This is a genomic window from Halobacillus sp. ACCC02827 (assembly GCF_030291935.1).
Classification (GTDB): domain Bacteria; phylum Bacillota; class Bacilli; order Bacillales; family Halobacillaceae; genus Halobacillus.
Genome location: NZ_CP128168.1, coordinates 1,618,110 through 1,638,827 on the forward strand (window position 1 = coordinate 1,618,110; position 20,718 = coordinate 1,638,827).

General features: G+C 47.7%; 20 protein-coding genes and 2 riboswitches. Of the genes, 17 read left to right on the plus strand and 3 right to left on the minus strand.

Going from position 1 to position 20,718, the window contains the following annotated elements; all coding sequences use genetic code 11:
* Positions 1 to 39 precede the first annotated feature (39 nt).
* Positions 40 to 1,389, plus strand: coding sequence for a vWA domain-containing protein (locus QRD89_RS08660; protein WP_286096735.1), 1,350 nt, complete (start codon positions 40 to 42; stop codon positions 1,387 to 1,389).
* Positions 1,390 to 1,435: 46 nt separating this feature from the next.
* Here the strand turns inward: QRD89_RS08660 and QRD89_RS08665 are convergent, their stop codons facing one another.
* Entirely contained in the window at positions 1,436 to 3,163 is a 1,728-nt protein-coding gene (locus QRD89_RS08665; protein WP_286096736.1) for an Rqc2 family fibronectin-binding protein, read from the minus strand.
* A 136-nt stretch (positions 3,164 to 3,299) separates the two neighbouring features.
* On the opposite strand from QRD89_RS08665, the gene QRD89_RS08670 reads away from it, so the two are divergent.
* The 14 genes from QRD89_RS08670 (at position 3,300) to spoVM (ending at position 16,698) form a co-directional block, all read left to right on the plus strand.
* Positions 3,300 to 4,178 (plus strand): YicC/YloC family endoribonuclease, encoded by an 879-nt coding sequence (locus QRD89_RS08670; RefSeq protein ID WP_162129288.1) that lies wholly within the window; start codon positions 3,300 to 3,302, stop codon positions 4,176 to 4,178.
* A 79-nt stretch (positions 4,179 to 4,257) separates the two neighbouring features.
* Positions 4,258 to 4,521 carry an extracellular matrix/biofilm regulator RemA gene (remA, locus tag QRD89_RS08675; protein ID WP_008637241.1) on the plus strand — a complete coding sequence of 88 codons (264 nt, stop codon included), beginning with the start codon at positions 4,258 to 4,260 and terminating at the stop codon, positions 4,519 to 4,521.
* A gap of 14 nt (positions 4,522 to 4,535) precedes the next feature.
* A complete protein-coding gene (gene gmk / locus QRD89_RS08680; protein ID WP_008637240.1) occupies positions 4,536 to 5,150 on the plus strand; it encodes a guanylate kinase in 615 nt (204 codons plus the stop codon).
* Positions 5,151 to 5,152: 2 nt separating this feature from the next.
* Positions 5,153 to 5,380: a DNA-directed RNA polymerase subunit omega gene (rpoZ, locus tag QRD89_RS08685; RefSeq protein ID WP_008637239.1), complete on the plus strand. Its 228-nt coding sequence runs from the start codon at positions 5,153 to 5,155 to the stop codon at positions 5,378 to 5,380.
* A gap of 123 nt (positions 5,381 to 5,503) precedes the next feature.
* A complete protein-coding gene (coaBC, locus tag QRD89_RS08690; RefSeq protein ID WP_286096737.1) occupies positions 5,504 to 6,712 on the plus strand; it encodes a bifunctional phosphopantothenoylcysteine decarboxylase/phosphopantothenate--cysteine ligase CoaBC in 1,209 nt (402 codons plus the stop codon).
* Positions 6,709 to 9,120 (plus strand): primosomal protein N', encoded by a 2,412-nt coding sequence (priA, locus tag QRD89_RS08695; RefSeq protein ID WP_286096738.1) that lies wholly within the window; start codon positions 6,709 to 6,711, stop codon positions 9,118 to 9,120. Before coaBC ends, priA begins: the two co-directional genes overlap by 4 nt.
* 27 nt (positions 9,121 to 9,147) lie before the next feature.
* Positions 9,148 to 10,095 carry a methionyl-tRNA formyltransferase gene (gene fmt / locus QRD89_RS08700; RefSeq protein ID WP_026577495.1) on the plus strand — a complete coding sequence of 316 codons (948 nt, stop codon included), beginning with the start codon at positions 9,148 to 9,150 and terminating at the stop codon, positions 10,093 to 10,095.
* Positions 10,088 to 11,434: a 16S rRNA (cytosine(967)-C(5))-methyltransferase RsmB gene (gene rsmB, locus QRD89_RS08705; protein WP_286096739.1), complete on the plus strand. Its 1,347-nt coding sequence runs from the start codon at positions 10,088 to 10,090 to the stop codon at positions 11,432 to 11,434. The genes fmt and rsmB overlap by 8 nt, the downstream gene beginning before the upstream one ends.
* Positions 11,435 to 11,495: 61 nt before the next feature.
* Positions 11,496 to 12,254, plus strand: coding sequence for a Stp1/IreP family PP2C-type Ser/Thr phosphatase (locus QRD89_RS08710; protein ID WP_286096740.1), 759 nt, complete (start codon positions 11,496 to 11,498; stop codon positions 12,252 to 12,254).
* The gene (pknB, locus tag QRD89_RS08715; RefSeq protein WP_286096741.1) at positions 12,254 to 14,284 is read left to right on the plus strand and encodes a Stk1 family PASTA domain-containing Ser/Thr kinase; all 2,031 of its coding nucleotides are present in this window, start codon (positions 12,254 to 12,256) and stop codon (positions 14,282 to 14,284) included. The genes QRD89_RS08710 and pknB overlap by 1 nt, the downstream gene beginning before the upstream one ends.
* 12 nt (positions 14,285 to 14,296) lie before the next feature.
* Positions 14,297 to 15,178, plus strand: a complete 882-nt coding sequence (rsgA, locus tag QRD89_RS08720; protein WP_286096742.1) for a ribosome small subunit-dependent GTPase A — start codon at positions 14,297 to 14,299, stop codon at positions 15,176 to 15,178.
* 3 nt (positions 15,179 to 15,181) lie between these two features.
* Entirely contained in the window at positions 15,182 to 15,832 is a 651-nt protein-coding gene (rpe, locus tag QRD89_RS08725; protein ID WP_286096743.1) for a ribulose-phosphate 3-epimerase, read from the plus strand.
* A gap of 80 nt (positions 15,833 to 15,912) precedes the next feature.
* Positions 15,913 to 16,575, plus strand: coding sequence for a thiamine diphosphokinase (locus QRD89_RS08730; RefSeq protein WP_286096744.1), 663 nt, complete (start codon positions 15,913 to 15,915; stop codon positions 16,573 to 16,575).
* Between the two features lie 42 nt (positions 16,576 to 16,617).
* Positions 16,618 to 16,698, plus strand: coding sequence for a stage V sporulation protein SpoVM (gene spoVM / locus QRD89_RS08735; protein WP_035531293.1), 81 nt, complete (start codon positions 16,618 to 16,620; stop codon positions 16,696 to 16,698).
* A gap of 53 nt (positions 16,699 to 16,751) precedes the next feature.
* On the opposite strand, the gene rpmB is transcribed toward spoVM, so the two are convergent.
* Positions 16,752 to 16,937 carry a 50S ribosomal protein L28 gene (gene rpmB, locus QRD89_RS08740; RefSeq protein WP_008637223.1) on the minus strand — a complete coding sequence of 62 codons (186 nt, stop codon included), beginning with the start codon at positions 16,935 to 16,937 and terminating at the stop codon, positions 16,752 to 16,754.
* Between the two features lie 236 nt (positions 16,938 to 17,173).
* Here rpmB and QRD89_RS08745 point away from each other — a divergent pair, with 236 nt between their 5' ends.
* The gene (locus QRD89_RS08745; RefSeq protein ID WP_008637222.1) at positions 17,174 to 17,536 is read left to right on the plus strand and encodes an Asp23/Gls24 family envelope stress response protein; all 363 of its coding nucleotides are present in this window, start codon (positions 17,174 to 17,176) and stop codon (positions 17,534 to 17,536) included.
* A gap of 32 nt (positions 17,537 to 17,568) precedes the next feature.
* The gene (locus QRD89_RS08750) at positions 17,569 to 19,233 is read left to right on the plus strand and encodes a DAK2 domain-containing protein (RefSeq protein WP_008637220.1); all 1,665 of its coding nucleotides are present in this window, start codon (positions 17,569 to 17,571) and stop codon (positions 19,231 to 19,233) included.
* A gap of 89 nt (positions 19,234 to 19,322) precedes the next feature.
* Here the strand turns inward: QRD89_RS08750 and QRD89_RS08755 are convergent, their stop codons facing one another.
* Positions 19,323 to 20,195 (minus strand): sulfite exporter TauE/SafE family protein, encoded by an 873-nt coding sequence (locus tag QRD89_RS08755; RefSeq protein ID WP_008637218.1) that lies wholly within the window; start codon positions 20,193 to 20,195, stop codon positions 19,323 to 19,325.
* A gap of 139 nt (positions 20,196 to 20,334) precedes the next feature.
* A riboswitch (SAM riboswitch) is annotated at positions 20,335 to 20,430 on the minus strand.
* Between the two features lie 165 nt (positions 20,431 to 20,595).
* Positions 20,596 to 20,713, plus strand: a riboswitch (SAM riboswitch).
* Positions 20,714 to 20,718 lie beyond the last annotated feature (5 nt).

Below are 20,718 nucleotides of genomic sequence, written 5' to 3' on the forward strand. Positions count from 1 at the left end.
TTCCTGTAACGAACACGCAAGTTGAACAGGAGGATTTGAATGAGAAATTACGTAGGCATGCTCGGTTTGTTAGTGATCCTGGTACTCACTGCTTGCTCATCAGGAGAAGAGACGAAGACTGTCAATAAGGAGGAGGTACCGGGAAAGGAGCAGGAATCGGAGCCGGCAGAATCTCCGTCCATGGAGCTTTCGGAAACGATGGATGATATTCTCCAGGAAGAGGCTGGGGAATACGCCGGCGAGCATTATGATAAAGAAAAGGTTAACCAAGCCTTGGATGACTTGGACATGGAAGGAATGGAAGCGGAGGAAATATATATGAACATCCTCCCTTTAATGAGTGAATCCGGGCAATACCGTGAATACTCAGAGTTCATCCAATCATTCCAAGCGAATATCGAAACAGAGGTGTCTGATACACCTGGAGGAATGGAACTGGAGGAAGGGAAGAAAGTGGAAGGTTCCGCCAACATAACGTTCCTCCTGGACTCCAGTGGAAGTATGGCAGAGACGATTGACGGCAGACAGAAGATGGACCATGCGAAGGACGCCATCCATGATTTTGTGGCCTCCATGCCGGAAGGATCGAATGTTTCTCTTCGTATTTATGGACAGGAGGGCAGCAGCAAAGAGTCTGATAAAGCATTGTCCTGTTCCAGTACTGAGAATGTTTACGACAGGAAGGCTTACGATGAAGGAGCTTTCCAACAAACACTGGAAGGGGTAGAGCCGGTTGGGTGGACGCCGATTGCCAAGGCCATAGAAGAGACGGAGAAGGATTTGAAATCCGGACCGAAAGTGAGGCAGCAGTTGGTTTATATTGTAAGTGACGGAATCGAAACATGCGGCGGTGATCCAGTCGCGGCAGCAGGTGCTCTGCGCGATTCCGGGGAAGAAGGAACCATCCACGTTATTGGTTTTGATGTGGATGATGAAGGGCAGGAACAGTTAATGGATGTAGCCAAGGCCGGCGGCGGGGAGTATGAAAGCGTCGACTCTGCAGCGGATTTCCAACGTCTGTTCGAAAGAGAACGAGTTCGTCTCTTTAACGAATGGAGCAGGTGGACGACCGATAATTTTAATAACGTCGCGAGAGAACAGACAGATAAGTTAAATGAGTTGTACAGGGAGAGGACCGATTTTAAGAACCTTACGTTCCGGGAACAGAGCAACCTGAAAAATGCAGTCCTACACTTATCACAAGACGATCGAATCGATAGTGATACGAATAAACAAATCTATGACCTCATTGAGGAACGGGCAGATACGCTGAAAGAGTTGGAAGCGGACTTTGATGCCGCTCTCGACCAGACGGATGAGGAAGGCGATGAAAGAAGAGAGGATATTCTCGATAAAGGGAAAGAGAAAAAGGATCAATACAGCAACTGAGTGAACGTAAAAGGCCGGGCGATTGTTACAATCGTCCGGCTTTCTTCTACTGCTGTTCTTTTTTGTTCTTTCTCAACTTTTTAATGAAAGAATCATCAGGTGTTACAAATAAGGTCTGTTGGTTATCGTACGTCACAAAGCCTGGTTTAGCACCGGATGGCTTTTTCACATGACGGATCAGAGTATAATCGACCGGTACAGAGGATGAGCGGCTCGATTTACTGAAGTTCGCTGCCAGCTGTGCTGCTTCAAACAGGGTGTCTTCATTCGGGTCGCTGCTCTTAATGACGACGTGGGACCCGGGGATGTCCTTGGCATGGAGCCAAATGTCTGTTTTGTGGGCGAGCCGGTTCGTCAAGTATTCATTTTGTTTGTTATTTCTTCCTACGTAGATGAGCGTTCCGTCACTGGCTTCGAATGCCTCGGGTGCCGGGGTTGCCTGCTTATTCTTTTTGTTTCCTTTGGACTGGGGCTTCTTCTTCAGGTAGCCCTGCTCGCGAAGCTCTTCACGGATTTCTTCAATATCCTCTTCCCGAGCGGTCTCCACCTGTTGAAGCAGCCGGTCGAAATAGGCAATTTCATCTTCCGCTTTTTCTATCTCCACCTGGACGACCTGCTTGGATTTCTTGAGTTTCTGGTACGTTTGGAAAAGGCTTTGAGCATTTTCACTCGGGGATTTATTCGGATTCAAGTCGATGGTGATCTCGGCCTGTTCCGGATCATAGTAATCAACGACTGTTACCGCTTCATCCCCCGGTTTTACGAGATGCATGTGAGCGGTCAACAACTCTCCTAATCGCTGATAGCGGTCGGCGGAATCCGATTTTTTCAACGTATCTTCATGTTTTTTGATTTTACGGATATTTTTATCTCTCTCATTTTTCATGAAACGATGGAGATCGCCGGCCTGCTGCTTGACACGGTCCCTTTCCGCTTTGCCCGAATAGTAGTCATCGAGCATGGCGCTTACCCTCTCGTACTGTTCCACTTCCCCATCAAATGCTTGGAGTGGAAATACATAGAACTGATTCTTTCCGCTGAGCTGCGCCTGGGGCGTATAATCGTGGGCAAGGATACGATCCCGAAAGCTCTTATAGGATTGCTTGAGGGCATCTGACCCACCAAGCCCTGCCTGATGAACGATCTCCTTGGCTATCATCGGCGAGAATCCCATGACGAGATTAAGGATTTGTTTATCCATTTTTCCGCTGTTAAAGTCAAGCTTTCTGATGAATAGATCCGGATCTAAATCAATTGGATTAAGTTTTCCTTGTTCCGGAGGGAGTTTGTATGGCTGACCGGGCATGATAGTACGGTGCCTGTTCTGCGAAGGAGGTAGGTGTTTGATACTGTCTAGAATATGCCCTTCCTCTTCATCTACAAGCAGGATGTTGGAGTGTTTCCCCATCACTTCTATAATCAGGGTCTTGATTGTTTCATCTCCAATTTCATTCCTGCTTCGGACTTTCAATTTTACGATTCGTTCCATATCCACCTGCTCGATTTCTTCTACAAATCCTCCGACCAGGTGTTTCCTCAGCAGCATGCACAACATCGGCGGTTCTTTCGGGTTGTTATAAATATCTTCCGTCAGATGGAAGCGTGCATAACTGGGATGAGCCGATAACAGCAGGCTGTGTTTCTTTCTCTGGGAACGGACGGTAAATACCAGTTCCGTGTCCGTCGGCTGATAAATTTTCATAATTCTACCCGAGCGGATGGTCTCATTTAATTCATGAGTAATCGCCCGGGTGACGATTCCGTCAAACGACATGGTCTTCACCTCTCTACTGTTGCAAGTATAGCACGAGTACAGGAGGGAATTCTAAGAAAATTCCTTACACCCTCGCTATACGAAGCGGCTAATGGTAGAATGTTGTTTCGGATAATCTACGATGGGTGTGAGATGGATGAAGAGTATGACGGGATACGGTAAGGGAAGGGTGGAAAAGGATGGGACGGTCGTTCATGTTGAGTTGAGAGCTGTTAACCATCGTTTTCTCGATATCCATGTGAAACTGCCCGCGAGCTTTCTATCTATGGAAGAGGCTGTACGAAATGCCGTTAAACAAGAGCTGGAAAGAGGACATATCGACATATCTGTCATGATTGACGGAGACGGCTTTTTGAAAAAGAGGGTGGATATCGACTGGGATTTGACCGATCAGTATATTCATCAATGGAAGAAACTGAAAAGTCATTATGATTTGACGGGCGAAATGACTATTGATATGGTATCCAAGTTAGACGATGTTTTTTCTGTTAAGGAAACAAAGGAGAATACATCCTACATAAAACCTGTACTGGACGAAGCGATGTTTGCTGCGCTGCGGGCCTTGAATAAGATGCGGAGTCTGGAAGGGGAACGGATCTGGACAGACCTCCAAGCACGTGTTCGGGCTATGCGGGCGTTGTTAAAGAGAATGGAAGTAAGACGCCCGGCCTTTATCAAGGAATACAGGGACCGGATTAAACAAAGGGTTGAAGAATTCTCAAGAGAATTCATCGACCCGGAAGAGTCCCAGCTTCTCAAAGAGATTGCCATTCTTTCAGAAAAAGGGGACGTGACAGAAGAGTTGACCCGGATGGATTCCCACCTTCTGCAGGTGGAACGTCTCCTGAATGAAAAGGGGGCTGTCGGACGCCGGCTTGATTTCATGATTCAAGAAATGCATCGCGAAGTGAATACAATCGGCTCGAAATCCAATGACAGCGCACTGCTCGAGATCGTCATCCAATGGAAAAATGAATTGGAGAAAATGAAAGAACAAGTGCAAAATGTCGAATAACAATTGTGTTTATCACTAGTTTTTTCATATAATAGAGTTAGTGATTACAGTGCTTGGTCAGAAGAAGGAGGAGTCAGCTTTGAGTTTGAAGTTAATTAACATCGGCTTTGGAAATGTAGTTTCTGCCAACCGCATTATCTCGATCGTTTCACCGGAATCTGCGCCCATCAAACGTATTATTACCGTTGCACGTGACAATAATAAACTAGTAGATGCTACATACGGCCGTCGAACGAGAGCCGTCATCATTACCGACAGCGATCATGTCGTCCTTTCCGCCGTTCAGCCGGAAACCGTAGGGCAGCGGGTAATCAGCCATGATGAGATTTCAGATGAAAATTAGGGGGACAAACTGAAGTGATTGATCAGAAAGGAATTTTATTTATACTGTCCGGCCCGTCCGGGGTCGGGAAGGGTACTGTACGAAAGGCTTTGTTCGAACAGTCGACAGATTTGCGTTATTCTATTAGTATGACGACACGCGAACCTCGTGAAGGGGAAGTGGACGGCGTCGACTATTTCTTTAAAACGAGAGATGAGTTTGAGACATTGATTTCCCAAGGACAGCTCATTGAACATGCCGAGTATGTCGGCAACTATTACGGAACACCCCGTCAATATGTGGAGCAGACGCTTGAGGAAGGGAAAGACGTTTTCCTGGAAATCGAGGTCCAGGGTGCGATGAAGGTCCGCGAGAACTTTCCGCAAGGGGTATTCGTCTTCTTAATTCCGCCTTCTTTGGAAGAATTGAAAGACCGCATCGTCAACCGCGGTACCGAGACAGAAGATAAAGTGAAAAACCGTCTGCTCGCAGCTAAAGAAGAAATTGATATGATGGATGCCTATGATTATGTTGTCGTCAACGATGACATTAATCATGCCGTATCGAAAGTACAATCCATCGTAGCCAGTGAACACTGCAAGCGTGAGCGTGTAGCTCATCAATATAAGAAAGCATTGGAGGATGAATAATTATGATGCTGGAACCGTCTATTGACTCCCTACAGAAAAAAATTAAATCCAAGTACACGATTGTAACATTATCTGCCCGCAGAGCCCGTGAATTGAAACAGGGCAGCGCGCCGATGGTCGAAAACCCGAACTCTTTTCAACAAGTAGGTGTCGCTTTAGAAGAAATCGACAGCGGCAAGTTGAACTTCATCGAGTCTGATGAAATCCAGGCCCGTACAGAAACGCTATAAAACCGGACGTTCGTTATGCGTTTGGTCCATAAGAAGTACAAAAGCCGCGCTCATTCTCTGAATCCAGCGCGGCTTTTACTACGTAGCAAACATATATTCCAGTCGAGCAAAGGGGAACGTCTTATGTTAAAAGGAAAAAACATTGCATTGGGAGTCTCCGGCGGGATCGCCGCTTATAAAGCTGCTGCATTAACGAGCAAGCTGGTACAGGCAGGTGCGAACGTGAAGGTGATCATGACAAATAGTGCGCAGCAGTTCATCACGCCGACTACGTTTCAGGCGCTTTCCAGACAGCCTGTATACACCGATACTTTTCATGAACAGGACCCATCCCAAATACAGCATATCGATGTCGCGGACTGGGCAGACCTGTTCCTCGTCGCTCCTGCTACAGCCAACGTGATAGCGAAGATGGCAGGTGGCCATGCGGATGATATGTTGACGACGACACTGCTTGCCACAGAAGCACCTGTTTACATTGCTCCTGCGATGAATGTCCATATGTACAGTCATCCTGCTGTGATGAATAACATGAAGCAGCTGGATGAGTGGGGCTTTCGATTCATTGAGCCCGGAGAAGGATATCTTGCCTGCGGCTATGTCGGGAAGGGTAGGCTGGAAGAACCGGAAACGATCGTACGCGTGCTCGAAGGGGAAATGGACCGTAAAAAGATATTGGAAGGGAAACGTGTATTAATTACGGCAGGACCGACCAGGGAAAAGATTGACCCTGTCCGTTACTTCACCAACCCGTCGACAGGGAAGATGGGCTTTGCCCTTGCCCGCCAGGCCGCAGCGCTTGGAGCGGACGTCACTCTGATTGCGGGACCGGTTCAGCTGGATACACCCCCGGGCGTAAATCGCTTCGATGTAACAACGGCAGAAGATATGTTTCAGGCTGTGATGCAGCATTATCCTGATCAGGACATTGTCATCAAATCAGCTGCCGTCGCCGACTACCGACCGAAAGTCACCTATGAACATAAAATGAAAAAACAGGACGGAAATTATGTCGTGGAGATGGAGCGGACGAAGGATATTCTTTTCGAGTTGGGCCAGCGCAAGGAGCACCAGTATTTAATTGGCTTCGCAGCTGAAACCAACGATGTGGAGCATTATGGGAGGAAAAAGCTAATCAATAAAAACCTGGATGCCATCGTGATCAACAATGTAGGAGATCCGGGGGCCGGGTTCGGAACGGATACGAACGCCTCTCTATTCCTTACGAAAAAAGGGCAGGAGCAGACGTATCCGCTTCAGAGCAAAGACGAGCTTGCCGCCCGGATACTGACAGAAGCATACGGGGAGCTTGTGGAGCGTGACACCCCGTGACAATTGCCAACGTCATCGTAGATGTTCCATCTCAAAATACGGATCGACCCTTTGATTATAAAGTTCCGGAGAAATTTGAAGGCATCGTTCAGCCGGGCGTCCGGGTGATCGTCCCCTTCGGCCCGAGAAAAATTATGGGCTACGTCGTCTCTTTATCCGAAACAAGCAGTTTCCCGTCGGTAAAGAACATCACGGATGTACTGGACGTGCTTCCTACGCTGACAAAGGAACTGTTGGAGCTTGGTAAATGGCTTTCCCGTCAGACGCTCAGTTACTATATATCCTGCCTCCAAGTTATGATTCCTCAGGTGATGAAAGCGAAATACCGCAAGGAACTTTGGAAGTTGACGGAGGAACCGCTCGTGCCGGAGCTGGATCGGTTCTTTGATGGAAGGGGTGTCGTTGATTTCGAGGAGTTCGAACGATCCGGCATCAGCTACCGTCTGTTGAAGAAGCACATGGATGACGGCGAAGTGGATGTCCATTATGAAGTGAAGAGCAGAGAAACGAAGAAAGTCATTCCGATGGTGGAACCTGCACTTGAACCACTGCAATTGGAGGAGAAATGGCAGGACATATCCCCGAGGGCCAAAAAACAGTTGGCGATTGTTGAGTTTTTCATTGAATATCCGCATGCATTAGAGAAGAAGCGGCTGCTGTCGCTTCTTTCGACAACCCCGGCTTCCTTGAAGCCGCTTATAGAGGATGGGACGCTTCGCGAATATAAGCAGGAAGTGTTCCGCGATCCCTACGGCGAGAGAGAGTTTGAGCGGACAACTCCTTTTCCGTTAACGGATGAACAACAGTCTTCCATCACGCCGATCCTCCGTTCTATTGAACAGAAGCAGCATGAAATTTTTCTGCTGCACGGAGTGACCGGAAGCGGTAAGACGGAAGTATACCTGCAATCCATACAGGAAGTGATCGATAAAGGGGAAGAAGCAATCATGCTGGTGCCGGAAATCGCGCTGACTCCGCAAATGGTGGAACGATTCAAGGGAAGGTTCGGGTCAAAAGTGGCTGTTCTGCATAGTGCCCTTTCTGCAGGGGAGAAGTATGATGAATGGCGGAAGGTCCAGCGCCGGGATGTTCAGGTCGTCGTGGGGGCAAGGTCTGCCATCTTCGCTCCTTTTACGAATCTCGGATTGATTATTATTGATGAAGAGCATGAAACCAGTTATAAACAGGAGGACAGAACAAGATACCATGCGAGGGACGTCGCCATCAAACGCGGGGAGACGCACCGATGCCCCGTCGTTCTCGGAAGCGCGACTCCGGCTCTTGAAAGTTACGCCAGGGCGGTCAAGGGAAACTATCACCTCCTAACGATGAAAAAACGGATGAACGAAGCGGTCATGCCGGAAGTAGAGCTTGTCGATATGAGAGAAGAACTTCATGAAGGGAACCGTACGATGTTTTCACGGGTGTTGAAGGAGAAAATAGAGGACCGTATTGCCAAAGGAGAACAAATCGTCTTGTTCTTGAACAGGCGTGGTTATTCTACATTCGTCATGTGCCGGGACTGCGGTCATGTGCAGGAATGTCCACACTGCGATATTGCCCTCACCTATCACAAGCGGCAGAATAAATTGAAATGCCACTATTGTTCCCACGAAGAACCAATGCCTAAGGAATGTCCGGAGTGTGAAAGCAAAACGATTCGTTTCTTTGGTACTGGAACACAGAAGGTGGAGGAAGCTTTGCAGGAGCTTATACCAGAAGCGCGCGTACTCCGAATGGACGTGGATACGACCCGGCGCAAAGGTGCTCATGAACGGCTTCTGAAACAGTTCGGTGAGAAAGAGGCGGATATTCTACTCGGAACACAGATGATCGCAAAGGGGCTGGATTTCGGAAATGTTACGCTCGTCGGAGTGCTCGCGGCCGATGCGATGCTCAACCTTCCTGACTTTCGCGCTTCAGAAAAGACGTTCCAACTCCTCACGCAGGTCAGCGGCCGGGCAGGGAGACACGAAAAGGCGGGGGAAGTCGTCGTCCAGACGTACACACCCGAACATTACAGCATTGAACTTGCAAGCACGTACGATTTTGAGCGTTTTTTCCAGGAGGAAATGAAGCTTAGGAAAGCGTTCCGGTACCCGCCTTATTACTACTTAACGCTGTTCACGGTTTCTCATCCGAATCAGCTGAAAGTTCAGGAAGTCACCCAGAAAATAACGATGTTCATGCAGCAGCAATTGTCCGATGGTGCCTTTGTACTGGGGCCGACGCCGTCTGCGCTGACCAGGATCAATAATAGATATCGCTATCAATGCATGGTAAAATACAAGAAAGAACCAGAGCAGCGGAAATTCGTGGAACGGATCCTGCATTACTATGAAGAAGAAATGAAACAAGAAAATGGATTACAAATCACGGTTGATTTTCAACCGTACCAGCTTATGTAAGCTGTCGTCAGAAGGGAGCAACTAGTCATGACAAGAATCGCATTCATGGGAACACCGGACTTCGCCGTCCCCGTTCTCGACCGCATCATAGAAGAAGGATACGAGGTCGTCCTCGTCATCACCCAGCCTGACCGCCCGAAAGGTCGTAAAAAAGTAATGACCCCGCCGCCCGTCAAAGTGGCTGCGGAAAAGCACGGCATTCCTGTATTTCAACCGGAGAAAATCAAGAACGAATACGAGGAAGTCTTGGCTTATGACCCGGACTTGATCGTTACTGCAGCTTTCGGACAGATCCTGCCGGAAGCGTTGTTAAAAGAACCGAAGCACGGATGTATCAACGTCCATGCATCCCTGCTCCCTGAATTCAGGGGAGGAGCACCGATTCATTACAGCATCTTAGCAGGTAAGAAAGAAACGGGCGTTACGATCATGTATATGGTCAAAAAGCTGGATGCCGGCGATATGCTTGCCAAAACAGTTGTCCCAATTACGGATGAGGACCACGTCGGAACACTCCATGATAAACTTTCGGAAGCTGGTTCCGACCTGTTGGCCGAAACGCTGCCGAGGCTGTTGGCCGGGGAGATCACACCGGAGAAGCAGGACGAAACCCTCGTCACTTTTGCTTCGAATATTAAACGGGAGCAGGAGCTTATCGATTGGAACAAGGATCAGCAGACCATCTATAATCATGTGAGAGGCCTCCACCCTTGGCCTGTCGCCTACACGTATTGGAACGATAAACCAATGAAGATCTGGTGGGTGGAGAAAGTGGACGGCACAAGTTCCGAAGTAGCCGGAACAGTCACTGGGATCGAAGAGGACGGTTTTCTTGTCGCCACCGGAGACGGGAAAACGGTCAAGGTTACGTCCCTGCAGCCGTCCGGCAAGAAAAAAATGGACGGCCAGGCCTTTATTAACGGATCCGGTCAATCATTAGAAATCGGAGATCGTCTGGGGGAGCAGCATGACTAAATTTTTACTTAGAGAGACGGCTCTCGATCTATTAACGAGAATCGGAGATCAAGGCGGCTTCAGCCACGTACTGCTGGATAGAGAAATCAATAAACAGGATTTCTCCAGGCAGGACGGCGGGCTGTTGACAGAAATCGTATACGGCACTCTTCAGCGCCGCGATCTCATTGCTTATACGATACAACCTTATATACAGAAACAAAAGAAAATAAAGCCCTGGGTCCGCTGGCTTCTTTATATGTCCGTCTATCAAATGATGTTCCTTGAGCGGGTTCCGGATCATGCAATCATCCATGAAGCGGTAGAGATATCGAAAAAGCGCGGCCACAAGGGAATCGTATCGTTTATGAATGGTGTGCTGCGTAACGTACAGAGGAATGGTGGACGGGATCTGGATGAGATTACAGATCCGGTGGAAAAGCTTGCGATCCGAACGAGTCACCCACTTTGGCTTGTCAAACGTTGGGCGGAGCAATATGGAGAAGAAGTGACGGAGGCGATGTGTGAAGCGAACAACCGCCATTTGCCGATGAGCATCCGAATTCAACCGCTGCGGATGGACAGAGAAGAGGTCGTTTCCAGACTGGAAGAAGACGGGCTTACCGTAGAGGAAAGCCAGCTGTCCCCGCAAGGATTGATCGTCACTGGTGGTGCCATACTTAAACACCCGCTGTTTGCGGAAGGATATGTAACCGTACAGGATCAAAGCTCCATGCTTGTTGCGGAGATGATGGATCTTGCTTCAGGTATGACTGTCCTTGACGCCTGTAGTGCCCCCGGCGGCAAGACGACACATATCGCGGAGAAGATGGCAGATGAAGGGGAAATACTGGCTTATGATCTGCATGAGAAGAAAGCGAAGCTTGTAGAGAAGAAAGCAAAACAGCTGCAGTTGACTTCGATTACGGCAGGGCAGGCCGATTCTCGAAAACTCGGCGAGAAACATGCGGCAGAACACTTTGATCGTATTCTGCTCGATGCTCCTTGCTCCGGACTCGGTGTTTTGCGCGGAAAGCCGGATATAAAGTATCATAAAACGGAACAGGATATATACTCCCTCCGTTTAATCCAGGATGATCTCCTCGATGAGATGGCACCTTTGTTGAAATCAGGCGGCAAGCTTGTTTATAGTACGTGTACAGTAGACCGTCATGAAAATGAAGAAGCTGTGAAGCACTTTCTTTCCAAACATCCAGAATTCCGTGTGGATCCTTCGTTTAAGGAAGATCTGCCACCTGCTTTGAGGGACGGCATCGGCCTTTCTGAACACGGACTTCAGCTATTCCCGCACGAGTGGGATACAGATGGATTTTTCTTGACCCGATTGATCAAACAATAACTCGGAGGGTGCATCGGTTGTATTTCCGGTGGCCCCCGGGAAATCAAAAGTAGGTGAGTCTATGTTAGGCTATTTTCTTACAGACCAAGGGCAAGTTCGCAATCATAATGAAGATGCGGGTGGTGTGTTTTCCGAAAAAGCACCAATCCTCGCTGTCGTTGCCGACGGAATGGGCGGCCACCAGGCGGGAGACGTTGCAAGCCGGATGGCAACCGATCATTTACATAACAAATGGAAAGAATCCGGCACTATAGCGACTCCGGAAGAGGCAGAGCAGTGGATGATAGAAACGGTTCGGTCCGCAAACGATGAAATAAAAGCATATGCGGATGAGCACGAGGAATGTCAAGGGATGGGGACAACGATTGTTGCAGCTATCAGCACGGACCAGTTTGCGACAATCGCTCATATCGGAGACAGCCGTTGTTACCTTGCGAATGCATATGGGTTCCAGTCTGTAACAGATGACCATTCTTTAGTCAATGAGCTGGTACGGACAGGGCAGATCACGGAAGAAGAGGCGGAACATCATCCCAGGAAGAACGTTCTGTTGAAAGCTCTCGGAACCGAATTCGGTTTGGAACCGGATGTCCGCACGCTGGAATTTGAAAAAGATGACCGTCTTCTTTTGTGTACAGACGGATTGACGAACAAGGTGAATGATCAGGAATTATCTGAGCTGAAAGATTTTCATGGGGAATGGAAAGATTTTTGCCGTCGATTAATTGAACTGGCCAACGCACGGGGCGGAGAAGATAATATCACCCTTGCTGTCGTCCATTATGATTCGGCAACCCATGAGAAAGAGGGTGTACAATAATGCTCCAGGACCGTCTCCTTAATGACCGTTATCGCGTAGGGGAGATGATCGGCGGCGGGGGTATGGCAAACGTTTATCTCGCCCATGATACCATCCTCAACAGGGAGGTGGCCGTCAAAGTCCTACGTTTAGAACACGGGAATGACGAGGAATTCATTGCCAGGTTCCACCGGGAAGCACAGTCTGCCACAAGCCTTTCCCATCCTAATATCGTCAACATCTATGATGTCGGGGAAGAAGATGACATCTATTACATGGTGATGGAATACGTGGACGGAATGACCTTAAAGCAGTACATCCAACAGCACAGCCCGATTGACGCTTCCGATGCCGTCGATATCATGAGGCAGGTAGCCTCTGCGATCGCCCATGCCCATGATAATGAAATCGTTCACCGGGACATAAAACCGCAGAACATATTAATTGATCACTATGGACATGTAAAAGTAACAGACTTCGGGATTGCGATGGCGTTAAGTGCTACTTCGCTGACGCAGACGAATTCGGTGCTCGGCTCCGTCCACTATTTATCACCGGAGCAGGCACGCGGCGGTGTCGCTACAAAGAAATCTGATATTTATTCTCTTGGTATTGTTTTCTTCGAACTGCTGACAGGACGCCTTCCTTTCTCCGGTGAGTCTCCTGTGTCCATTGCTTTAAAGCATTTGCAGCATGAGACACCATCCTTGAAACGATGGAATTCGGACCTTCCGCAAAGCGTGGAGAACATCGTTCTGAAAGCGACGGCTAAAGATCCCTTCCACCGATATGAGTCTGTATTGGATATGGAACAGGATATTGAAACGTCTTTGGAACTCGATCGGAGAGATGAAGCGGCTTTCGAAATACCGCAGGATGACGAGGAAGAAATGACGAAGGCCATCCCGGTCATTACAAATGATGTGTATGGTGAACAGACCGAAGAAGACACGATTATCCATTCTCAGCCGAATGGTGTCCAGACTTCTGCTGAGGAGGAAACGCAGGAATATAACCAACCTCCTGCTCCGGCGAAGAAAGGCAAAAAGAAAAAGAATAAAAAAGTAAATAAGCCGAAAAAACCGAAGAAAAAACGCAAAGTCTGGCCGTGGATCGTCACGATCCTTATCCTTCTGCTTTTGGGTGGCGGAACGGCAGCTGCACTTTATGTTCCTGGATTTATTCGGCCGGCAGAAGTCGAGATGATTGATGTCGCAGGCATGGAATATGAAGAGGCTTACAGTGAATTGAGCGATTTGAACTTAAAAGTGAACCGGGAAACGATGTTTTCAGAAGATGTCGAAGAGGGAATGGTCATTCGGACGGATCCGGAAGCCGGCCGTACGGTTCAAGAAGAGTCTGAAGTAACCGTTTATTCAAGCCTTGGAAGAGAACGGGTCGAATTTGAAGATTACACAGGGGAAGATTTCGACAGTGTCGAAGAGGAGCTTCGGGATAAAGGGTATTCTGAAATTGAACGAATACCCGAAACGAGCGATCAGCCGCCGGGAGAAATTACGGCGCAGCTGTCCCCGGAACCCGGGACGAAAGTACTTCCGGATGAAACGAAGGTCATTTTCCGTGTCAGCAGCGGCCCACCGACCATCGATTTAGGTCGGCTGGATGATATGACGAAGGAGCAGGCGGAAAGTTATCTTGATAATCGTAATCTTAAAATGCAGGTAGTCGAAGAGTATTCCGATGAAGTGGAGAAGGGACGCGTCATTACGCAGGATCCAGACCCATACACAGAAGTCAAGGAAGGTTCGACGGTAACCATCACGGTTTCCCTCGGTCCTGAGGAAAAGCCGCCTCGGGAGGAGACCGTCTCGGTAGAAGTGCCATTCGATGAGGCTTCGGAAGAGACCGAGCAGAAGGTGCTCATTTATGTGGATGACTTGGAACGGGATATGGAAGAGCCTGTCATTGAGGAGACCATTACCGAGACGACGTCGTTCGATATAACATTGACGATTGCCGAAGATACGGAAGCAGCGTATAAAGTTCAAAGGGGTGACGAAGTCATTGCAGAAGAAAGTGTATCGTATTAAGAAGGTGAAATCATGGCGACAGGCAAAATAATCAAGGCCTTAAGCGGGTTTTATTATGTCCTTCATGAGGGAGAAATTTACCAATGCAGAGGGAGAGGTAACTTTCGGAAGAAGAAAGTGTCTCCTCTCGTCGGTGACATGGTCGAATTCAAAGCGGACAATCGGGAAGAAGGGTATATTTTATCTATTGAAGAACGGAAAAATGAATTTGTGCGGCCGCCGATTGCCAATGTGGATCAGGCTCTGATTGTAACATCCGCTACCCGACCGGATTTCAATGCGCTTCTCCTCGATCGTTTCCTTGTTCTTGTGGAAGCGAAACGGATTGAACCGATTATCGTTATTTCGAAAATGGACCGTCTGGATGAAGATCAGGTGAAAGAGATGCAGCATTATGAGACGATGTATGGCGAAATCGGCTATCCGGTTATCCTGTCTGCTGTCAATGATCCAGAAGCGATGGACTTGATCCAGTCCCATCTTGCAGACCGCACGACTGTGATTGCCGGTCAGTCGGGGGTAGGGAAATCCTCTCTCTTGAATTCCATCGATTCCAGGTTGTCCATTGATACGGATGAAATATCAGAGAGTCTCGGCCGCGGGAAGCACACGACGAGGCATGTGGAACTCTATGAAATATCTAATGGGCTTGTAGCAGATACGCCGGGGTTCAGTTCGCTTGAATTTGCAGACTTGGAACTGGAACAGCTGCCGGAGTGCTTTCCGGAATTTGTGGCGGTTCAGGATGGGTGCAAATTTAGAGGCTGCCTGCATCACAAAGAGCCTAAATGTGCGGTGAAAATGGAAGTAGAGGCAGGTAACATCAGCAGCCAGCGCTACCATCATTATCTGCAGTTCCTGGAAGAAATACAGAATAGAAAGCCGAGGTATTAAACGATGACAAAAATTGCACCATCCATCTTAGCATCCGATTTTGCTAAACTGGGAGAGGAAATTAAAGACGTCGAGCTCGCAGGCGCGGATTATATCCATGTAGATGTCATGGATGGACATTTCGTTCCAAACATTACGATCGGCCCTTTGATTGTTGATGCGGTCCGCCCGGTGACGAGCCTTCCGCTTGACGTCCATTTAATGATCGAGAATCCGGAAGCTTACGTGGAAACGTTCGCCAAAGCGGGCGCAGATATTCTAACGGTCCATCAGGAAGCGTGTCCGCACCTCCACCGCACCATCCAACTGATTAAAAGTCACGGGGTGAAAGCAGGTGTGGTCATTAACCCTGCGACACCTGCCGAAGCGATTCGTCCTATACTGAAAGACGTGGATCTTGTATTGTTAATGACGGTCAATCCTGGTTTCGGTGGTCAGTCATTCATACATTCTGTACTGCCAAAAGTCAGCCAGATCGATGCATGGAGAACGGAAGAAGCGCTGGATTTTGAAATTGAGATTGATGGCGGCGTCAATGAAGTAACGGCACGCCTTTGCACCGAAGCCGGTGCTGATGTCCTCGTAGCAGGAAGCGCTGTTTTCAATCACCCCGACCGTAAAAAAGCGATAGATGCGATTCGCAGCTCTTTATAAGGGGAAGAAGCTCAAATGATTGCCAGCAGGCATCCATTTGAGCTTCTTGTTTATTCATCATTAATCTTGGAGGGAATCATATGAACCACACCATCGTCGTTGTCGGAGGAGGACCGGCAGCTTACGTACCAGACCTGAAACAGACAGTGCAAGGGGATTGCCTGTGGATCGGTGCAGACAAGGGAGCCGAAGTACTGATCGAGCAAGGCATTAAACCGGATCTTGCCATCGGAGACTTTGATTCTGTATCACCGGAAGTATTAAGGCGTATTCAGGCTTCGGCAGCTGAAACACGTATGTATCCGGATGAGAAAGATGAAACCGATCTTGAGCTTGCTGTGATAGAAGCACAAAAAAGAAACCCTGCGCATATTTTATTAGTCGGAGTGACGGGAGGAAGGCTTGATCATTCCCAAGCTAACATTCAGCTGCTTTACACGCTTGCAGAACGGGATGTGAAAGCGACCATCGTAGATAAACAAAATCGAGTGGAATTAGTCAAAGCCGGAGAGCATACGATAGAAGCGGATGAAGAATACCCGTACATCTCTTTCCTGCCTGTCACCCTGGATGTGTCAGGGCTTACTCTAAAGGGTTTTTATTATCCACTCACAGACGCATATGTACCTTATGGATCAACCCTCTGCATTTCGAACAGGCTTCTTGAAGATACGGGTACTTTTTCCTTTCAGGCAGGCATACTCTTAGTAATAAGAAGCAAAGACTTGACTAATAGAGGGTAGAGAAGGGTTGTTCCATCAGTTATAACAGGAGGAGGGGGCTCTTTGAAATTTTATACTATCAAACTCCCGCGGTTCGTCGGGGGCATAGTGCGTGCAGTCATAAGTACATTCAAAAAAGACTAACAGGCCCAACAAAAAAAGCACCCGGAATCCGGGTGCTTCTTTTGTTCAAAGAGTTATACGCGTTGTAATTTGCCTGATTTTAGCTCACGTGCAGTAACGTAAACTTTCTTAGGCTTACCATCTACAAGAATACGTACTTTTTGAAGGTTAGCTTTGAATTGACGTTTATTAGCGTTCATCGCGTGTGAACGGTGGTTACCTGAACGTGTACCTTTACCAGATATAACACTACGTGCCATGAAAAATCCCTCCTGTTACATAAATCATCAGATACTTAGTAACTTTATCATATCAAAATAAGGTTTGCAATAAGATAGGTCGAATTATATCAAGAATTTCTTCTTGACAGATACATGGATATGTCTCAAAGTATATAAGGGATATTCAGATCCTTTTCGGGAATTGAAGCAGAATTCACCTGTGAATCTTATGTTATAATTGAGTAAGAATACGAGGATTATAAAGGAGGATCTATATGTCCGTGGATTTGAACAACCAATATGGTCATATCACTATTAGTAATGAAGTAATCTCAACGATCGCCGGAGGGGCGGCAGTCGAGTGTTATGGAATTGTCGGCATGGCTTCGAAGAACCAGATACGGGACGGCCTGTCCGAAATGCTCCGTAAAGAAAACTTTTCCAAAGGGGTCGTTGTCAGACAGGACAAAGATCGCCTTCATATAGATATGTTTATCATCGTAAGTTATGGGACGAAGATTTCTGAGGTGGCTCATAACGTCCAATCTCAAGTGAAATACACACTGAACAAAACAGTCGGTTTGTCCGTTGACTCTGTGAACATCTTTATCCAGGGAGTCCGTGTGACAAGCGCATAAAGCAGCGGTTGCAGTCAAAGGAGGACGTAAGTGTGACGGTAGAAAAGCTAGACGGCAAAATGTTGGCCGAAATGATTTTACAGGGGGCGCATCATCTGAAGAGAAATTCCCAGATGATCGATGCCCTAAACGTATTTCCCGTACCAGACGGAGATACAGGAACGAACATGAACTTATCCATGACCTCCGGAGCGGAGGAAGTGAAAACCGTAGATCAAAATCATGCAGGGGCAGTGGCGAAAGCACTGTCCAAGGGACTGCTTATGGGCGCCCGTGGGAATTCCGGTGTCATCCTTTCTCAAATCTTCCGTGGTTTCTCAAAAGTTAATGAAGATAAGGAAACGTTGACAACGAAAGATTTCTCGGCGGCTCTTGAAGGCGGCGTGGATACAGCCTATAAAGCGGTTATGAAACCGGTAGAAGGAACAATTCTTACCGTAGCCCGTGAAACAGCGGAAGGTTCGGTGGAAGCTGCAGAAAAGCACACGGCTTTCATTCCGTTTATGGAAGAAGTGGTAAAAGCTGCGAAAGCATCGCTTAAACGGACCCCGGAACTGCTTCCTGTTTTAAAGGAAGTCGGAGTCGTGGACAGTGGCGGCCAGGGTCTTGTAACCATTTATGAAGGATTTCTTGCTTCCTTGAAAGGGGAAGAACTTCCGGCAGTTCAGGAAACCGTATCCATGGATGATATGGTCAATGCAGAACATCATAAATCTGCTCAGGATTTCATGAATACGGAAGATATCGAATACGGCTATTGCACGGAATTCATGGTGAAATTCGAAGAGGACAAGCTTGCGGAAAACCCTTATGATGAGGATGCATTCCGCAACCAGCTCAGCGAAATTGGTGATTCCCTCCTAGTCGTTTCCGATGAAGACTTAATTAAAGTGCATGTTCATGCCGAGTATCCCGGCGAAGCGATGACGCTCGGTCAGAAGTACGGCAGTCTCATTAACATGAAGATCGAGAATATGCGTGAACAGCATACATCTATTGTAGGAGACAAGAAAAAAGGCGCTAAGCAGGAAAAGAAAGCTCCATACGGTATCGTCACAGTAAGTATGGGGGAAGGGATCAGGAAATTGTTCGAAAGCCTCGGCGCGACAGTTGTCATCCAAGGTGGACAAACGATGAACCCTAGTACCCAGGATCTGTCGGAAGCGATCAAGGAAGCCCATGCAGACCGTGTGCTCATTCTCCCGAACAATAAGAATATTGTGATGGCGGCGGAACAGGCGGCCGAGCTTGCTGATGTGGAAGTAGCCGTTATTCCGACGAAGACCATTCCGCAGGGAATGAGTGCTCTTCTAGGATTTAATCCGGAAGCGGATCTTGACACGAATAAAGAGGAAATGAGCCAGCTGATGTCCGAAGTGAAAACCGGACAGGTTACGTATGCGGTACGGGATACCCAGATCGATGGACTAGCCATTGAAAAAGGCCATTTTATGGGGATCGCGGAAAGTAAAATACAAACAACGGCAAAAGAAGCGTTAGAGGCAGCGAAGGCTCTGCTTCGCGAGATGATCGATGAGGATGAAGATGAAATCCTGACCATTCTTACTGGTGAAGAAGTTGAAGAAGATGAAATTGGTCAGTTGGAAGCGTATATTGAAGATACGTTCGAAGATTTGGAAGTGGAAGTTCACACAGGTGGACAGCCGATTTATTCCTATATCTTCTCTATTGAATAAAATATAGAAAAAGAGATCAGAGCATACAGCTCTGATCTCTTTTTTTATATTATCATAAAAGCGTGCTGCTCAGGACAACACTGTTCCTGCTACCTGGTTGCCGGCTTAAGCCGGAAGTTTCTGCGGATGGACAAGAGAACCATGCAGATATAGGCAAGGACTAAAGCCGTGTAAATAATGGCGATGGAGGTGTCTCCAAGCTCTACTGTATTCAAAAGCGTTCGGATATTTGTCAAAACGATGAATCCACCGGCGAGGACACCTAATACGAGAGACGGCATTATTTTCACAAGCCAGGCAGCAAGGGGGGCCGCAATAACCCCGCCGATCACAAACGCAGATACGAGCAGCCAGCTGAATTGCTCCCAGCCAAGAAAGATAAGAAACCCGAGGGTCGCAGAAACAGTGACGATGAATTCGCTGGTATCTACCGTTCCAATCACTTTTCGGGGTTCAAGCTTCTGTCTTGCCAGGAGAACGGGCGTATTCACTGGTCCCCACCCGCCGCCGCCGACTGCATCAAGAAAACCTCCGATAAATCCAAGTGGAAACAAAAAGCTCTTTTTGAAAGGCCGCTTCTCCTGGCGCCGCTTCTGTCCCATGGTAAGGAAACGAATGATGATATAGATTCCTAATACGAGGAGGAAGAGTGATATGTAGGGTCGGATAATTTCTCCTGGAACCCAGCTTAACACAGCTGCACCGAGAAAAGCGCTGATGGCACCGGGAACAGCCAGAATAACGACGAGACGCTTATCGACATTCCCGAATTTATAGTGAGAGAAGCCGGAAGCGGCCGTCGTTGCCACTTGAGCCATATGAATGGATGCAGAAGCTACTGCCGGAGCAAGTCCATAGGCAAGCAGAATCGTTGAGGAAGTCAATCCGAAGCCCATGCCGAGAGCACCATCGACTAACTGAGCAAAAAATCCCACTAATGCGAAAACAATTAATTTATTCAATCCAACCTCTCCTTTTACCCTTTAATTCCAGCTCCCATATGGTGTATGATTAATCATATGAGAATACTTGGTTTTATGTGTGAAGAGGTTTTCTACAAAAATAAAAAAAACCTTCACACAGAAGAGGCTTTCGTTCCTCTCCTTATCTTTCAGACAATGTCTGCTGGATGGAGCACCTTTAAAAGGTTGCTGCGGGATCGTTGGACCAGTTTCCTCCCCCGGCTCTTCATAAGGATATAGTATCTTGCTTTGATTACTTACCAAATTAAAGCAGAGGGGGACCATTGTCAATATTAAAAACAGAAAAGTTGTAATTTTTAAAAAACCTGTTGACATATCTTAGAAAGAAGCCTACTATTTGAATCAATTAGTTTTTTTGAAATATCCAACCGACTAATTTTTCTTATCTAGAGAGGTGGAGGGACTGGCCCATCGAAGCCTCGGCAACGGGTCTAACCGTTAAAGTTAGACGCTGTGCCAATTCCAGCAGATGCTGAAAGCATTTGGAAAGATAAGAAGGACG

What these genes read in the sequence shown, in the direction of transcription:
- rpmB (WP_008637223.1), bottom strand. Translation starts at nt 16,937, where the DNA reads ATGGCACGTAGTGTTATATCTGGTAAAGGTACACGTTCAGGTAACCAC.
- rpoZ (WP_008637239.1), top strand. Translation starts at nt 5,153, where the DNA reads ATGATGCTGGAACCGTCTATTGACTCCCTACAGAAAAAAATTAAATCC.
- fmt (WP_026577495.1), top strand. Translation starts at nt 9,148, where the DNA reads ATGACAAGAATCGCATTCATGGGAACACCGGACTTCGCCGTCCCCGTT.
- coaBC (WP_286096737.1), top strand. Translation starts at nt 5,504, where the DNA reads ATGTTAAAAGGAAAAAACATTGCATTGGGAGTCTCCGGCGGGATCGCC.
- QRD89_RS08660 (WP_286096735.1), top strand. Translation starts at nt 40, where the DNA reads ATGAGAAATTACGTAGGCATGCTCGGTTTGTTAGTGATCCTGGTACTC.
- rpe (WP_286096743.1), top strand. Translation starts at nt 15,182, where the DNA reads ATGACAAAAATTGCACCATCCATCTTAGCATCCGATTTTGCTAAACTG.
- QRD89_RS08745 (WP_008637222.1), top strand. Translation starts at nt 17,174, where the DNA reads ATGTCCGTGGATTTGAACAACCAATATGGTCATATCACTATTAGTAAT.
- QRD89_RS08730 (WP_286096744.1), top strand. Translation starts at nt 15,913, where the DNA reads ATGAACCACACCATCGTCGTTGTCGGAGGAGGACCGGCAGCTTACGTA.
- rsgA (WP_286096742.1), top strand. Translation starts at nt 14,297, where the DNA reads ATGGCGACAGGCAAAATAATCAAGGCCTTAAGCGGGTTTTATTATGTC.
- QRD89_RS08665 (WP_286096736.1), bottom strand. Translation starts at nt 3,163, where the DNA reads ATGTCGTTTGACGGAATCGTCACCCGGGCGATTACTCATGAATTAAAT.
- rsmB (WP_286096739.1), top strand. Translation starts at nt 10,088, where the DNA reads ATGACTAAATTTTTACTTAGAGAGACGGCTCTCGATCTATTAACGAGA.
- pknB (WP_286096741.1), top strand. Translation starts at nt 12,254, where the DNA reads ATGCTCCAGGACCGTCTCCTTAATGACCGTTATCGCGTAGGGGAGATG.
- QRD89_RS08670 (WP_162129288.1), top strand. Translation starts at nt 3,300, where the DNA reads ATGAAGAGTATGACGGGATACGGTAAGGGAAGGGTGGAAAAGGATGGG.
- QRD89_RS08710 (WP_286096740.1), top strand. Translation starts at nt 11,496, where the DNA reads ATGTTAGGCTATTTTCTTACAGACCAAGGGCAAGTTCGCAATCATAAT.